The organism is Winogradskyella sp. 3972H.M.0a.05, assembly GCF_040493455.1.
Classification (GTDB): Bacteria; Bacteroidota; Bacteroidia; order Flavobacteriales; family Flavobacteriaceae; genus Microcosmobacter.
The window spans coordinates 275,158-289,469 of record NZ_JANFDA010000002.1; the positions used below are offsets into that span (position 1 = coordinate 275,158).

Annotated in this window: 18 protein-coding genes; 9 read left to right on the forward strand and 9 right to left on the reverse strand. The window is 35.5% G+C overall.

Translation table 11 applies throughout. From position 1 onward, the window contains the following. Positions 1-4 precede the first annotated feature (4 nt). The 7 genes from NCE97_RS04695 to NCE97_RS04725 form a co-directional block, all read right to left on the reverse strand. Positions 5-886, reverse strand: a complete 882-nt coding sequence (locus tag NCE97_RS04695) for a rhomboid family intramembrane serine protease (protein WP_353777740.1) — start codon at positions 884-886, stop codon at positions 5-7. Next, positions 887-1,711, reverse strand: a complete 825-nt coding sequence (locus tag NCE97_RS04700; protein ID WP_353777741.1) for a rhomboid family intramembrane serine protease — start codon at positions 1,709-1,711, stop codon at positions 887-889. 3 nt (positions 1,712-1,714) lie between these two features. Then, positions 1,715-3,559, reverse strand: coding sequence for a DNA mismatch repair endonuclease MutL (mutL, locus tag NCE97_RS04705; protein ID WP_353777742.1), 1,845 nt, complete (start codon positions 3,557-3,559; stop codon positions 1,715-1,717). Then, entirely contained in the window at positions 3,559-3,843 is a 285-nt protein-coding gene (locus NCE97_RS04710; protein WP_353777743.1) for a riboflavin synthase subunit beta, read from the reverse strand. Before NCE97_RS04710 ends, mutL begins: the two co-directional genes overlap by 1 nt. Before the next feature lie 7 nt (positions 3,844-3,850). Continuing rightward, entirely contained in the window at positions 3,851-4,066 is a 216-nt protein-coding gene (locus tag NCE97_RS04715; protein WP_353777745.1) for a hypothetical protein, read from the reverse strand. Positions 4,067-4,187: 121 nt separating this feature from the next. After that, positions 4,188-4,667, reverse strand: a complete 480-nt coding sequence (gene ribH / locus NCE97_RS04720; RefSeq protein WP_353777746.1) for a 6,7-dimethyl-8-ribityllumazine synthase — start codon at positions 4,665-4,667, stop codon at positions 4,188-4,190. Between the two features lie 2 nt (positions 4,668-4,669). Continuing rightward, positions 4,670-5,446: a tetratricopeptide repeat protein gene (locus NCE97_RS04725; RefSeq protein WP_353777747.1), complete on the reverse strand. Its 777-nt coding sequence runs from the start codon at positions 5,444-5,446 to the stop codon at positions 4,670-4,672. A gap of 121 nt (positions 5,447-5,567) precedes the next feature. Between NCE97_RS04725 and recF the strand changes: the two genes are divergently transcribed. Genes recF through NCE97_RS04750 form a run of 5 tightly spaced genes read left to right on the forward strand, consistent with a single transcriptional unit; the run spans position 5,568 to position 8,305 of the window. Continuing rightward, positions 5,568-6,647, forward strand: coding sequence for a DNA replication/repair protein RecF (gene recF, locus NCE97_RS04730; RefSeq protein ID WP_353777748.1), 1,080 nt, complete (start codon positions 5,568-5,570; stop codon positions 6,645-6,647). Further along, a complete protein-coding gene (locus NCE97_RS04735) occupies positions 6,644-7,069 on the forward strand; it encodes a lipocalin family protein (RefSeq protein WP_353777749.1) in 426 nt (141 codons plus the stop codon). Before recF ends, NCE97_RS04735 begins: the two co-directional genes overlap by 4 nt. Further along, positions 7,056-7,352, forward strand: a complete 297-nt coding sequence (locus NCE97_RS04740; RefSeq protein ID WP_353777750.1) for a DciA family protein — start codon at positions 7,056-7,058, stop codon at positions 7,350-7,352. Before NCE97_RS04735 ends, NCE97_RS04740 begins: the two co-directional genes overlap by 14 nt. A 59-nt stretch (positions 7,353-7,411) precedes the next feature. Then, positions 7,412-7,894 carry a CIA30 family protein gene (locus NCE97_RS04745; RefSeq protein ID WP_353777751.1) on the forward strand — a complete coding sequence of 161 codons (483 nt, stop codon included), beginning with the start codon at positions 7,412-7,414 and terminating at the stop codon, positions 7,892-7,894. Continuing rightward, entirely contained in the window at positions 7,895-8,305 is a 411-nt protein-coding gene (locus tag NCE97_RS04750; protein ID WP_353777752.1) for a DUF4345 domain-containing protein, read from the forward strand. A 31-nt stretch (positions 8,306-8,336) separates the two neighbouring features. Here the strand turns inward: NCE97_RS04750 and NCE97_RS04755 are convergent, their stop codons facing one another. Then, positions 8,337-8,756 carry a nucleoside-diphosphate kinase gene (locus tag NCE97_RS04755; protein WP_353777753.1) on the reverse strand — a complete coding sequence of 140 codons (420 nt, stop codon included), beginning with the start codon at positions 8,754-8,756 and terminating at the stop codon, positions 8,337-8,339. Between the two features lie 91 nt (positions 8,757-8,847). Between NCE97_RS04755 and NCE97_RS04760 the strand changes: the two genes are divergently transcribed. From NCE97_RS04760 to NCE97_RS04770, 3 genes are read left to right on the forward strand one after another with little or no spacing between them, the layout of a single operon-like run. After that, complete coding sequence (locus NCE97_RS04760; protein ID WP_353777754.1) at positions 8,848-9,864, forward strand: DHH family phosphoesterase; 1,017 nt, start codon at positions 8,848-8,850, stop codon at positions 9,862-9,864. Beyond that, positions 9,861-10,409, forward strand: a complete 549-nt coding sequence (gene gldI / locus NCE97_RS04765; protein ID WP_353777755.1) for a gliding motility-associated peptidyl-prolyl isomerase GldI — start codon at positions 9,861-9,863, stop codon at positions 10,407-10,409. The genes NCE97_RS04760 and gldI overlap by 4 nt, the downstream gene beginning before the upstream one ends. Further along, positions 10,402-11,634: a peptidylprolyl isomerase gene (locus NCE97_RS04770; protein WP_353777756.1), complete on the forward strand. Its 1,233-nt coding sequence runs from the start codon at positions 10,402-10,404 to the stop codon at positions 11,632-11,634. The genes gldI and NCE97_RS04770 overlap by 8 nt, the downstream gene beginning before the upstream one ends. Positions 11,635-11,672: 38 nt before the next feature. Here NCE97_RS04770 and NCE97_RS04775 read toward each other — a convergent pair whose 3' ends face one another. Continuing rightward, positions 11,673-13,136: an aminoacyl-histidine dipeptidase gene (locus NCE97_RS04775; protein WP_353777757.1), complete on the reverse strand. Its 1,464-nt coding sequence runs from the start codon at positions 13,134-13,136 to the stop codon at positions 11,673-11,675. Positions 13,137-13,228: 92 nt separating this feature from the next. On the opposite strand from NCE97_RS04775, the gene NCE97_RS04780 reads away from it, so the two are divergent. Beyond that, complete coding sequence (locus NCE97_RS04780; RefSeq protein ID WP_353777758.1) at positions 13,229-14,296, forward strand: DUF3810 domain-containing protein; 1,068 nt, start codon at positions 13,229-13,231, stop codon at positions 14,294-14,296. The last annotated feature ends 16 nt before the right edge of the window (positions 14,297-14,312 follow it).

Here is a 14,312-nt window from a genome sequence, read left to right on the forward strand (position 1 = left end):
GTAGCTAATTCTTTCCTTCCCTAAACAGAAATTCTTTTTCGCTTTGTGTTAAGCTTTCGTATCCGCTTTTACTTATTTTATCTAGAATAAGATCAATCTGTTTCTGTTTATTAAACTCGTCGAATTCTTTTTTATTATGACCTGCAAACTGCTCACTCTTTTTCCTTTTATGCACTGTTCTCAGTGGGGATGGCTTAGAAGAAGGTTTAAAGATTGAGGCTATTCTGTCCATAAAACGCTCAAACCCTTTCCCAATATCATTTCCTTTGTGCAACTGAGTCGCGTACAAATATCCTAATAATACGCCACCAAGATGCGCTATATGACCTCCTTGATTTTCGCTAAATAACCCAAGAATATCAATAACTACTAAGAAGATGCCTATATGCTTCAGTTTAACATTAAAAGTAAAAATCTTTACTTCTGTATTTGGCATATAAGCGCACAAAAAGATAAGTACTGCTCTTACTCCGGCAGATGCACCAACAAGTGCTGTAGCTGGCTTTAAAACTCCATCTGGTACAATATTGTAAACTAACAAAAACGTAAGCGCCCCAAATATGATTCCCAAGAAGTATACATTTAATGCTAGTTTAGTGTTGAATAAATTCAAGAACAACCTGGCAACAAAATACAGTATGAGCATATTAAAGAATATATGCCAAAAGTCATAGTGCGTAAATCCATAAGTGATAATGCTCCATGGTTTCAATAAGGCATCGAAAGCATCTTTAGGTAGCTCTAACCAATAGAGACTATTCTCAATATTTGCAAGTTTCCTCAACAGAAAACCAACGACATAAATAATGAGATTAACAACAATGATTTTTTCTAAAATGTTGAGGCGAGAAAGTTTGTCTTTTATGTCTTGAGTCAATGTTGTCATCTAGTTCCAACGATATTTATTCATTGAATTTTTCCTCCAAAACCACATAATTATAAATCCAGTTAATGCTCCACCAAGGTGAGCTACATAAGCCGTATTACTTGGGCTAAAGAATGATTGTCCCGTTGTAGCTGAAATAAAATCTAGTATGATTATACCTGGAATAAAGTATTTAGCCTTAATAGGAATAGGTAAAAATATCAGCATTAATTTTGATTCAGGGAACAACATTCCGAATGCTACTAAAACTCCCATTATAGCTCCTGATGCTCCTACCATTGAACCATTTGTCTTAACATTCAAATCAAAAAATGCTCTAAACGTCTCTTGGTTTAAAAGTTCTGCATTCACATTATATTCTGCGAGTAAAGGTTCCATTTTAGCTCCCAAAATTTTACCTTGATACAACCCATCACTAACTATGTCAAGATTAATTATTTTATTAATCAGTTCTGGTGGATACCCTAATTCTGAAACTTGACTTAGTAAAGGCGTAACTTGAATATAATACACGATAAAGGTCAACAATACTGCTCCTAATCCTGCAGAAAAATATAAGAATATGAATTTCTTTTTTCCAAAAACTTGCTCCACTGCTGTTCCGAACATCCACAAGGCCAGCATATTAAACAAGATATGCATCAGATTACCATGCATAAACATATGCGTTATAATCTGCCATGGCTGAAATAAATCACTCTTTGGAAAGTATAACGCAAATAAACTAAGAAAAAGATCTTGATTTTTTAATGCATATGTTCCTATGAACATAATCACATTAATTATAAGTAAATGTTTTACTGTATCAGTTATTCCTTGTCTCATACCCTATACAAACTTCTTATCTAGCTCCTCAGAGCTCATAGTTATAAATGTTACTTTATTAGTTGGTGTTACTGATGGTTCTTTACAGGCAAACAAACTATTGAGTATATGCTCCTGTTCTTCAACGGTTAATGGTTGTCCACTTTTTATCGCCATACTCTTAGCTAAAGACTTTGCCATTAAATCGGTAATGCTAAAATTATCGTCCGGCACTTCTTGTTGCACATCTGCAATAAGTTCTTCTAAAACAATAGACACCTCTCCTTCGGTAAGATTAACAGGAACCCCACTGATTGTAATATCATTATCCGATAATTCATCGAATACGAAACCAATGCATTCCAAATCGCCTTTCAATTGTTTCACAATCTCAAAGTCAGTCGTAGAATATGTCAATTTTAAAGGAAACAACAACTGCTGACTCACAGACTCATCTACGGTAATGCTCTTCAATAATCCTTCATATAAGATACGCTGATGCGCTCTATTCTGGTTAATCACCAATAACCCAGACTTTATAGTACTTACGATATATTTCTTTTGAAGCTGAAACGTGGTTTGCCCATGTTTAGAATCTTCATCCTTGAACATAGAATCTGTGGACGAATCACTTTCAAATTCGATATTCTTCAATCCAGACGGCTCTTGCCTATCCAATCCAACATACAGACTTTCCCATTGTGCTGTATTATCTTTTTTATGGTAAGAAAATGACTCTTTTTTGCTAGTACTAACCTCATCCTTAAAAGGATTAAACGAACGGTCTACCTCAATTGAAGGCACAGCTGCTCTTTTATCCTGATAGTTGTACGGTGTATCAAGATTTGCATCTCTATCAAAATCTAATACAGGTGCAACATTAAACTGTCCCAAGCTATGCTTTATAGCCGATCGCATTATCGCATACAAGGTATGCTCATCATCGAATTTAATTTCAGTCTTAGTTGGATGAATATTTATATCAATAGATTTTGGATCTACCGTTAGTTTCAAAAAGTATGTAGGATGATAGCCATCTTTCATCAAGCCTTCAAAAGCAGAGTTCACGGCATGATTTAAATACGCACTTTTAATGAAACGATTATTCACAAAGAAGAATTGCTCTGCTTTAGTCTTCTTAGCAAACTGAGGTTTACCTACAAAACCTTGTAGTTTTAATACTTCTGTTTCCTCTTCAACTGGCACTAGTTTTTCATTAGTCTTCCCTCCTAGAACATTAACAATGCGCTGTCTGTAATTACTCTTTGGTAAATTGAAGAGTTCATTGCCATTATGATACATTAGAAACCCAATGTCCTGATGCACCAAAGCGACTCTATGAAATTCGTCAATGACATGTCGTAATTCAACAGCATCGGATTTCAAGAAATTTCGTCTGGCTGGAATATTATAAAACAGGTTTTTGACAGCAACTGAAGTTCCTTTGGGTGTTACTATGGCATCTTGGGATTTCACACTACTGCCTTCGATGATAATCTCAGTTCCCAATTCTGCATCTTCTGTTTTTGTTTTAAGCGATACGTGCGCAATAGCAGCAATACTCGCTAAAGCTTCTCCTCTGAAACCTTTGGTATTGAGCTGAAATAAATCTTCAGCAGATTTTATTTTGGATGTTGCATGACGCTCAAAACTCAATCGCGCATCTGTTGTGGTCATTCCTTTACCATCATCGATAACCTGAATAAGCGTTTTTCCTGCGTCTTTTACGATAAGTTTTATGGATGTGGCATCAGCATCTATTGCGTTCTCTAAAAGCTCTTTAACTACTGAAGCTGGTCGTTGCACAACTTCTCCTGCGGCAATTTGATTAGCAACATGATCTGGTAATAATTGTATGATGTCTGTCATTAGCGTCCTGCAAAGAATATAGACAAGTCAAAGTCTATGATAAATAAGAAAATTAAAATTAAAACGCCAACAATTATTAAAACCCTGCGATTAGCCGATTTATCTGGATTATGTTTATAATCATCAATAGCTTTACTGAACTTGTTCTTTAATCCAGAATTACTTCCTACAGTTGTCCTAAACTCATCAAATCGATGTTTAATTTCATAAGGATTTGCTTCACCTTTATAGTGGCGAGGTGTATAACTGAATTTTTTATTCTTTCTAAGTCTAAAGAGTCCCATATCTTGATTATTCGTAACCTTTCAGAATATACAACAAAATTAATACCATAATCAATAAAACAATTAGAATAGGCAATACTGTCAGCTTTCCGCCTCTTCGTTTTGAGCTATTTCTAGCTGCTTCCCATTGTGATTGAAAACTCTCTTTATGGTTTTCGCCATCGTTATTGAAACGGGATTTATATTGAAACTGTCTCGGTTTTCGCTGCTTAAACAAGGGCATTATATACCGTTGGATTGATTAACTCAAATGTACTCAAAATACAGCAAACCCAAGAACTGAGCTTGCTAAAAATTGTTAACACAATCTAGAACTGGTTAATTATGAAAATACTGAGATAAGACTAAGATCCTAGTGTTGCCATTTTTATAGCAGTGATGGCAGCTTCTACTCCTTTATTACCATGCTTTCCTCCAGAGCGCTCAATGGATTGCTGCATGGTATTGTCTGTTAATACGCAAAAGATTACTGGCTTATCACCTTTGAGGTTTAGGTCTTTAATTCCTTGAGTAACGCCTTCGCAAACAAAATCGAAATGCTTGGTCTCTCCTTGAATGACACAACCTATCGCAATAACAACATCTACATCTTGCTCTTGCATTTTTTTACTGCCATAGATCAACTCAAAACTTCCCGGCACATTCCATCTAGTAATGTTTTCTGGTTGAGCTCCGCAATCAATCAGTGTGTCATGGGCACCATTGTATAGTCCTTCTGTAATGGTATCATTCCATTCAGAAACAACAATCCCAAACCGAAGGTGTTTCGCGTTTGGGATTGTAGATTTATCGTAATTTGATAAATTATGATTTTCAGTAGCCATGATTATAAGCTAGCTTCCGCCTTTCCTATTAGCACTTCTACTTGAGTAGCTTCGCTAGATTTAGGAAATTCGTCTTTGATTTGTTTTAAGTAACCTAAAGCTTTAGCATTATCACCTAGACTCATAGCAACATTAGCTGCTTTTAATAAGTACATAGGTGTTGTAAAGTCATTGCTCTTCATTTTGGCAGCCTCTTCATAATACCCTAATGCATCCTGTGGTTGATTTAACTGAACGAATGCATCTCCGATTCCACCTTTTGCAATTGGCGCAAGCATTTCATCATTACTAGAAAAATCGCTCAAATACGTAATTGCGTTTTGGTAGTCTTTAAGATTAAGGTAAGCCATACCAGCGTAGTAATTTGCTAGATTTCCAGCATCTGTTCCACTATATTGGTCTGCAATATCAATCATACCAAGCTTTCCTTCTCCTCCGTGCAACGAAAGTGTGTATAAAGAATCCTTTTCTACACCATTAACAGCTTGGTCAAAATATTGTTGTGCTTTGAACATTTCGTTCATTGCTTCTTGGTTCTTAGGTGCTGCAATGTATTTATCGTATCCTAAGTATCCCAATACTACTACAGCGATAACTCCAACAACAGTAAAAATTGCCTTTTGGTTCTTAGCAACCCACTCTTCAGTTTTATTTGCTGTTTCGTCTAAGGTATTAAACACCTCTTTAGTTGCCGATTCTCCTTCAAAAAGTTCTTCGTCCTTATCTTTCTTAACCTTTGGTGTTGGTTTTTTGTATCCTCTTTTCTTATACGTTGCCATATATTCTCAATTTGTGCGCCGCAAAAATAAAATTTTTATTGGTAAATAAAAGGCTATTTATTTGTTATTTTTCGATAATTTGCAGGTTTAATTCTGTCAATTTCCTACATACCCTTAGTTAATGAAACTCAAAGAACTATCCTTGATCAACTACAAAAATTTTGAAAGCAAGTCGTTTACTTTCGATAGTAAGATCAATTGTTTTGTAGGTGAAAACGGTATAGGGAAGACCAATATTTTGGATGCTATATATCATTTGGCCTTCGGAAAAAGTTACTTCAATCCTATATCCAGTCAGAATATAAAACATGGTGAAGCCTTCTTTGTTGTTGATGGAATTTTTGAAAAGTCTAATGAAGATGAAAAGATTATTGTCTCTCTAAAACGAGGGCAAAAAAAAATCATTAAGCGTAATGGCAAGCCTTATGATCGCTTTAGTGACCATATTGGGTTTATTCCTTTGGTTATTATTTCTCCAGCGGATAGAGACCTTATTATTGAAGGCAGCGAAACGCGGCGAAAGTTCATAGATAGTGTTATTGCCCAGAATGATAAAACTTATTTAAGCAACCTCATCAATTATAACAAAGTACTTTCTCAGCGAAACGCTTTGCTCAAATATTTTGCACTCAATAATACATTTAATGCCGAAACCTTATCTGTCTATAATGCGCAACTGAGTGAATATGGCACAGCTATATTTGAAGTGAGAGATGCTTTCATAAAAGCTTTCGAGCCTATTTTTAATAAGCACTATACTGCCATTAGTAATGATAAGGAACAAGTCACACTTAGCTATAAGAGTGATTTATTTAATGATGATTTAATAACACTTTTTGAAAATAGCCTTGCCAAAGACAGAGCCTTGCAATACTCTAGTGTAGGTATACACAAGGATGACCTCAACTTTTTGATAGATGAACATCCAATAAAAAAGTTTGGAAGTCAAGGTCAGCAAAAATCATTTTTAATTGCTTTGAAGCTGGCACAATTTGATTTTGTAAAAGAGCTCAGTGGTGTATCTCCTATCCTACTTTTGGATGATGTTTTTGATAAACTAGATGAAAACCGAGTCTCTCAGATTATTAAAATGGTAGACGATTCACACTTTGGACAATTGTTTATTAGCGACACGCATCCAGAACGTACAGAGAACGTGGTCAAAGAAACGCACCAATCCTATAAAATGTTCAAGCTATGAAACGATGGTATTATTTGCTTTTTGTGTTTTTGTTTCAGTGTTCTGATTCTCCAGAAGACATGATTCCAAATCTTTCAGGGTATTGGGAGATAGAAAAAGTCGTACTTCCCGATGGCACTGAGAGAACATATAGTATTAGCTTAACGATTGACTATATAAGTATTAATGATAGCTTGAAAGGGTTCAGAAAAAAGCTAAAGCCAAATTTGGACGGTTCTTACGAAGCCTCTGACGATATTGAATCCCTTGAACTCAAAACTGTAGATAATAAGCTGTTGATTGAATATACCACAGCACTAAGCACCTGGACTGAACGTGTACTAAAAGCTGAAGAAAATGTGTTGCATTTAAAAAATGATGCAAATACTACCTATATTTATAAACGCTACGAACCTCTCAATATAACCCATGAGCAAACGTAATAACGATAATCAGTCTATACAAGACATTCTCAAAGAATTTGTGGATACTAACAATCTGCAAACTGGCTTAGACAAAGTCAATGTCAGAGAGGCTTGGATAAAACTTATGGGAAATGGCGTTAATAGTTATACTACAGATGTGCAGTTGCAAAGAGATACCTTGTATGTGCAGTTGAGTTCTTCTGTATTGAGAGAAGAATTAAGCTATGGCAAAGAGAAAATTATAAAAATGCTCAATGAATCTCTGGGCAAACCCTTAATAAATAAACTTGTATTGAGGTGATTTATTAATGAAGCTTCTAAACAACAATAGCTGTAATTTTTATTTTATTCTTAAACGTTATGGTAATTTACGATTCCACTGAAAATCAACCTATCAACTATTGGGTAATTGTAAATGATGGTGTCATGGGTGGACTTTCAAAAGGCAAGCCAGTGTTAACTTCAGACAACTTTCTTAAGTTTTATGGTACTATATCACTTGAAAATAATGGCGGATTTTCATTGATTCGATATCGCTTTGATACCATCGACGGATCTAAATACACTGTATTAAAGTTAAGAGTAAGGGGCGATGGTAAACGATATCAGCTAAGAGCAAAATACAATACTAACGACCGTCACTCTTATATCGCTTATTTTATTACCTCTGGTCAATGGCAAACTATAGAAATTCCTTTCAATACAATGATACCGTTTTTAAGAGGGCATAAACTAAATTTACCAAACTTTACTGGACAACGACTTGCAGAAGTTGGTGTTTTGATTGGAAATAAAAAATCTGAAGATTTTGAGCTACTTATTGAACGTATCGTATTAGAGTAAATGAAACAAAAGCTGAACATACTTGAGAACCTTCATCTAATTATCTCTACGATAATAGTTGTACCCGTAGCATTTGCTTATGGCATAAATCCTGCAAGTATACTTCATTACTATTTCGACTTCGAAGTCAAAACCATAGACCTCTCCAATATATTTAGAGCTATAATGTTTTTATACTTATGTATAGCTATCATTTGGTTATTTGGAATCTTGAAATCGCGTTTTTGGTTTACGGCAACAATTCTGAATATTGCCTTTATGAGTGGATTAGCCTTAGGTAGAATATTAAGCTTTATTTTAGATGGTGTACCATCTTTACCCTTTATTATTGGGTTATTTGGTGAGATGATTTTAGCGGTTTTTTCTATTTACCAGCTCAATAAATACAAGCATAAAAAAAGCAGCTTTTAAAGCTGCTTTAGTATAATAAGTATTAACAAGTTTAGAACTGCTCTCTACCAGAAAAATGGAAGTTTCCTTCTATTGCAGCATTCTCGTCGCTATCACTACCATGCACAGCGTTCTCACCAATTGAAGCAGCATATAACTTACGGATAGTTCCTTCTGCAGCCTCAGCAGGGTTTGTAGCACCAATTAAAGTTCTAAAATCTTCAACTGCATTATCTTTTTCTAAGATAGCAGCTACTATTGGTCCTCTTGTCATGTACTCTACTAATTCTCCGAAGAATGGACGCTCTTTATGGATTGCATAAAATTCTTGAGCATCTGCCTTTGTCATTTGAGTCAACTTCATTGCCACAATTCTAAATCCTGAAGCTGTAATTTTTTCTAATATTGCGCCAATGTGTCCTTTTTCAACAGCATCTGGCTTAAGCATTGTAAATGTTCTATTCGTTGCCATGGTTTTGTTTTAAAAATCGGTTGCAAAAGTAATGTATTTCTTCTAAAAAAACCACGCTATTCAATATTAAAAAATTGTATATTCGTCCTCTATGACGGCTAAGGAAATTTCAGAATTAAAAACACTTCTAAGCGCACCTAAATCCATAATTATTGTGCCTCACAAAAATCCTGATGGTGATGCGATAGGCTCTACGCTAGCGTTATATCATTATTTACTTTTGAATGATCATAATGCTAAAGTAATTGCGCCAAATGATTACCCAGGTTTTCTGAAGTGGATGCCGAACGAAAGTGATATTCTGCATTATGATACATCTAAAGATGAAGCAGATACACTTATATCTGATGCTGACTTAATTTTCACACTAGATTTTAATGCACTGTTTAGAGCTGGAGATATGGTTCATAGCCTGAAAGATGCCAATGCTACTTATGTAATGATTGATCATCATCAGCAACCAGACGACTATGCTAAGTTTGTCTATTCTGATGTAGATATGTCTTCTACATGTGAAATGGTGTACAACTTTATTGATATGCTTGGTGATTCTGATAAGATTAATTCAGATATAGCGACATGTCTTTATGCAGGAATCATGACTGACACAGGGTCTTTTAGATTCCCTTCAACGTCCAATAAAACACATCATATTGTTGCTAGTCTCATTGAAAAAGGTGCTAATAATGCACAAATTCATAATAGTATATATGACAACAATAGTTATGAACGTTTACAGTTATTAGGTTGTGCTTTAAAAAACCTAAAAGTGATTCCAGAATTACGTACAGCATACATTACCTTAAGTCAAGAAGAGCTAGACACATACAACTTTCAAAAAGGTGATACAGAAGGTGTTGTCAACTATGGGCTATCTTTAAAAGGAATCATATTTGCTGCTATTTTTATTGAAAATCGTCAAGAAGATATTGTGAAAATATCCTTACGCAGTAAAGGAGATTTCTCTGTAAATGAATTTTCGAGAGCACACTTTAATGGTGGTGGTCATACTAATGCAGCTGGTGGGCGTAGTGATTTATCATTACAAGATACCGTTGAAAAATTTATTAGTATCTTACCAAACTATAAAAATGCCTTGAGTCTATGAAGCAGCTTACTATCTTTCTTTTTATTTCACTGATATTTTTTAGCTGTAAATCCCCTGAAGCACGTTTACCAGAAACAGTGTCATCGGGTTCTTTCTATAAAGAATCTATAGAGCGCAACAAGAAACTAAATGAACGAGAACACAAACGCATAAAGCAGATTATAGATAATGACTCTGAGAATGAGTATATCGCTTCTGAAAGTGGGTTTTGGTACTATTACCACAATAAAGTAGAGCAAGACACTATTACAGCTGACTTTGGTGACGTTCTCAATTTCAATTATAACATTAAAGACCTAGATGGTAATCTTATTTATTCTGAAGAAGAATTAGGCCCACAGAGCTATGCAATGGATCAGGAAGAAATCTTCACAGGATTGAGAGAAGGACTCAAACTCATGAAACCTTCTGAAACTATTACCTTTTTCTTCCCATCCCAGAAAGCCTATGGTTATTATGGTGACACCAAGAAAATAGGCACTAATATTCCACTAATTTGTAAAGTAACTTTAAACACTATAACTCAAAACAAAGATGATGAATAGACTATTGACAATAGCGCTAATAGGTTTCTTAACCTTCATGACTTCATGCAAAGCACAATATCCAGATTTAGAAGATGGCTTGTATGCAGAAATTATTACTACAAAAGGTACAATGATTGCAAAACTATATTATGACAAAGTACCTGTAACCGTTGCCAATTTTGTAGCCTTAGCAGAAGGAGATCATCCAATGGTAGATGAGAAGTTTAAAGGAAAACCTTATTACGATAGTATCACATTCCACAGAGTAATGGATCAATTCATGATTCAAGGTGGAGACCATACAGCTACTGGTGGTGGAAATCCTGGGTATCGTTTTGCAGCGGATTTTGATGCTGAATTAAAACACGATAAACCTGGAATGCTATCAATGGCAAACAGTGGTGGATTCAATACCAATAGCAGTCAATTCTTTATTACAGAAGTACCTTACCCTAGCTTAGATGCTTTTGATGCAGAAGGTAACTTAAAACCTTGTGATCAACCAAGAGTAAGCTGCCACTCTGTTTTTGGTGAATTGGTTCAGGGAATCGAAATACAAGATTCAATATCTAATGTAAAAGTAGGCGCAAGAAACAAGCCTGTAGAAGATGTTGTGATTACTAAAATGAACATCATCCGAAAAGGATCTGCTGCAAAATCATTTAATGCACCTAAGGTTTTTGAAGAAGAAATGCCAAAAGTTGAAGAGTCTCTAAACAAAATCAGAGAAGAACAAAAATTAAAAGCTGAAGCTGAAGCAAAGGAACGTGAAGAAAGAAACATTGAAGCAGGAGTTCCTATGAAAGCTGAGTTTGATGAATACAATAAAGATGTTGAAACACTAGCATCTGGATTAAAGATACATTACATCAAAAGAGGTGAAGGCCCTAAGCCAAATATAGGTCAGAATGTTTTGGTTAATTATCAAGGACACTTTACCGATGGTAGATTATTCGACAGTAATATCGAAGATGTTGAAATGAGACATTACGGAAAACTGAACCCTGCAAAGGTTGCTAGAGACTTATACAAGCCTTCAAAGATGTTGGTATCTCCAAATGCACGTTTAGTTCCAGGCTTTAGAGAAGGATTAATGCAAATGAAGGTTGGTGATAAAGCCTATTTTTATTTACCATCTCACCTAGCCTATGGCGAACGCGGAGCTGGTGGTGGCTTCATTCCTCCTAATACAGATTTAGTATTTGTATTAGAGATGGTCGAAATTGTAGACGGCACAAACTAAATAAAAAAAACCAGCTCGATGAGCTGGTTTTTTTATGCTTATGCTTTAGGAATATTTTTCAAAATCTCTAAGACAAACTTCCAATACTTTTGTACTGAAGAAATCTGTGCACGCTCGTCAGGAGAATGTGCGCCTTTAATATTTGGACCGAAACTAATCATATCCATTTCAGGATAATTGGTACCAAGAATACCACACTCTAATCCAGCGTGGCAAGCGGCAACATGAGGTTCTTCTCCATTGTTCTGTTGCTTATAAATATCTACCATAACCTTCAATATAGCAGAATCCATATTTGGTGTCCATCCAGGATAACTTCCCGAAAATTCTACTTCGCAGCCTGTAAGCTCAAAAGTAGCTCTTAAGGCATTTGCCAAATCCATCTTAGAACTTTCTACAGAAGAACGCGTAAGACAACCTATTTTTATTTGACCATCCTTAACGATGACTCTGGCAATGTTATTTGAAGTTTCGACCAAATCTGGAATATCAGCACTCATTCTATAAACACCATTGGTTGCCGCATAAATTGCTCTAGTAAGCCCTTCTTGCACCCCAAGATCCATAATACTCTGAGGTGTTTCAATTTCGGAGAACTCTATTTCCAACTCTGGTTCCATCGTTTTTAATTCTTTTTTAATGCTTGAAGCCAAAAGATTCATTTCATGGACAAACGCTTCTTCATGAACACTGTCAATAGCGACCATCGCTACACTTTCGCGTGGAATTGCATTACGAAGGCTTCCACCATCAATCTCGGAAATACGCAACCCGAAGTTTTCAAACCCATCAAACAACAATCTGTTCATGATCTTATTGGCATTACCCAAACCTTCATGAATTTGCATTCCAGAATGTCCGCCTTGTAATCCTTTAACCTCAATCTTATATCCTGTCTTTATTTCAGGTGTATCTTCTTCAGCATAAGATCTTGTTGCAGTAACATCAATTCCACCAGCGCATCCTACGCCAATTTCATCATCTTCTTCAGTATCTAAATTCAGTAATATTTCACCTTGCAGCACACCACCTTCAAGCCCCATGGCTCCTGTCATCCCAGTTTCTTCATCAATGGTAAATAAAGCTTCAATGGCAGGATGTTCAATATTATTACTTTCCAGAATTGCCATAATCGTTGCTACACCAAGACCATTATCTGCTCCAAGAGTAGTGCCTTTGGCTTTCACCCAATCACCTTCAATAAACATGTCTATCCCTTGCGTATCAAAATCGAAAACAGTGTCGTTATTTTTTTGGTGCACCATGTCCAAATGCGATTGCATAACAATCATTTTACGGTCTTCCATACCTTCGGTAGCAGGCTTTCTAATAATAACGTTACCAACTGCATCTGTAATGGTTTCTAAACCAAGTTTAGTTCCAAAATCAACCATAAACTGAATGACGCGCTCTTCTTTTTTCGAAGCTCTAGGCACTGCATTAAGGTCAGCAAACTTATTCCAAAGTGATACTGGCTCTAATTCTCTTATATCTGAATTCATATTTTATTTTTTAGCTCAACAAAAGTAATTAAACCTATTATGTTATCCATGAATAATGCTCATGTTCATTTACTTTTTTACTTTTGGTGATAATGAAACCAAAGTCTATTATAGTTCTTGCGCTGCCAATTCAAATTATAGTTATAAAACTATTATCCTACTTTCCTGAATTTGTAGAGCAGGTTTACAGCAATGGTATCTACAAATTCATTGCCCTACTAATGCACTATGCCTTCGGCTGGCTGCCGTTTTCTTTTGGAGATATTTTTTATACTATCATTATTCTCTTAGCCTTAAAGTGGCTAGTCAAAAATCGAAAACGGATTATTAAGGATACTCGTAGTTGGATTGTGGATGTGCTAGCCGCCGTCTCAATAGCATACTTTGCGTTTCACATCCTTTGGGCATTCAATTACTATAGACTCCCACTCCATGAGTCATTAGAAATTGGTCATGAGTATTCTACAGAAGAACTCCTGGAAGTTACACATCAATTGATTGCAAAAACCAATGAGGCTCATGCTGTGCTAAGTACTAATGATACTCTCAAAATTGAGTTTCCTTACACCAAAAATGAACTCATAGATATGGTCCCTGATGGTTATGATGAGTTGTCTAAAAAATATGAGCATTTTAAATATCCTAAAAGAAGCATCAAGAAATCTATCTATAGCTTACAGTTAACATACATGGGATTCTCAGGATATTTGAATCCTTTTACTAATGAAGCCCAAATAGATGGTTTGCTTCCTAAGTTTAAATACCCAACAACTGCTAGTCATGAGGTTGCTCATCAATTGGGCTATGCCGCAGAAAACGAAGCCAACTTTATAGGAAGTATGGCGTCCATACATCATCCAGATGCTTATTTTCAATACTCAGGTTATGCCTTTATTCTAAGACACTGTTTAGGTGAAGTATACAAACGAGAACCTAAGCTATACGAATCTATTGTAGATACACTTAACATTGGTGTTGTTAGGAATTACCAAGAAGTAAGAGCGTTTTGGAACAGTTATGAAAATCCTTTAGAACCTTTGTTTAGAAATACTTATAGTGGATTCTTAAAAGCAAATAACCAATCTGGCGGAATTGAAAGTTATAGTTATGTCGTTGCATTGTATGTTAACTATTTCAAAGAATACCCATTTGAAAAATAGTTAAAACTCCTCACCC

What these genes read in the sequence shown, in the direction of transcription:
- NCE97_RS04770 (WP_353777756.1), top strand. Translation starts at nt 10,402, where the DNA reads ATGAATAGACTATTGACAATAGCGCTAATAGGTTTCTTAACCTTCATG.
- NCE97_RS04775 (WP_353777757.1), bottom strand. Translation starts at nt 13,136, where the DNA reads ATGAATTCAGATATAAGAGAATTAGAGCCAGTATCACTTTGGAATAAG.
- NCE97_RS04715 (WP_353777745.1), bottom strand. Translation starts at nt 4,066, where the DNA reads ATGCCCTTGTTTAAGCAGCGAAAACCGAGACAGTTTCAATATAAATCC.
- recF (WP_353777748.1), top strand. Translation starts at nt 5,568, where the DNA reads ATGAAACTCAAAGAACTATCCTTGATCAACTACAAAAATTTTGAAAGC.
- NCE97_RS04725 (WP_353777747.1), bottom strand. Translation starts at nt 5,446, where the DNA reads ATGGCAACGTATAAGAAAAGAGGATACAAAAAACCAACACCAAAGGTT.
- NCE97_RS04740 (WP_353777750.1), top strand. Translation starts at nt 7,056, where the DNA reads ATGAGCAAACGTAATAACGATAATCAGTCTATACAAGACATTCTCAAA.
- NCE97_RS04760 (WP_353777754.1), top strand. Translation starts at nt 8,848, where the DNA reads ATGACGGCTAAGGAAATTTCAGAATTAAAAACACTTCTAAGCGCACCT.
- NCE97_RS04780 (WP_353777758.1), top strand. Translation starts at nt 13,229, where the DNA reads ATGAAACCAAAGTCTATTATAGTTCTTGCGCTGCCAATTCAAATTATA.
- NCE97_RS04735 (WP_353777749.1), top strand. Translation starts at nt 6,644, where the DNA reads ATGAAACGATGGTATTATTTGCTTTTTGTGTTTTTGTTTCAGTGTTCT.
- NCE97_RS04755 (WP_353777753.1), bottom strand. Translation starts at nt 8,756, where the DNA reads ATGGCAACGAATAGAACATTTACAATGCTTAAGCCAGATGCTGTTGAA.
- gldI (WP_353777755.1), top strand. Translation starts at nt 9,861, where the DNA reads ATGAAGCAGCTTACTATCTTTCTTTTTATTTCACTGATATTTTTTAGC.
- NCE97_RS04745 (WP_353777751.1), top strand. Translation starts at nt 7,412, where the DNA reads ATGGTAATTTACGATTCCACTGAAAATCAACCTATCAACTATTGGGTA.
- NCE97_RS04695 (WP_353777740.1), bottom strand. Translation starts at nt 886, where the DNA reads ATGACAACATTGACTCAAGACATAAAAGACAAACTTTCTCGCCTCAAC.
- NCE97_RS04700 (WP_353777741.1), bottom strand. Translation starts at nt 1,711, where the DNA reads ATGAGACAAGGAATAACTGATACAGTAAAACATTTACTTATAATTAAT.
- NCE97_RS04750 (WP_353777752.1), top strand. Translation starts at nt 7,895, where the DNA reads ATGAAACAAAAGCTGAACATACTTGAGAACCTTCATCTAATTATCTCT.
- mutL (WP_353777742.1), bottom strand. Translation starts at nt 3,559, where the DNA reads ATGACAGACATCATACAATTATTACCAGATCATGTTGCTAATCAAATT.
- NCE97_RS04710 (WP_353777743.1), bottom strand. Translation starts at nt 3,843, where the DNA reads ATGGGACTCTTTAGACTTAGAAAGAATAAAAAATTCAGTTATACACCT.
- ribH (WP_353777746.1), bottom strand. Translation starts at nt 4,667, where the DNA reads ATGGCTACTGAAAATCATAATTTATCAAATTACGATAAATCTACAATC.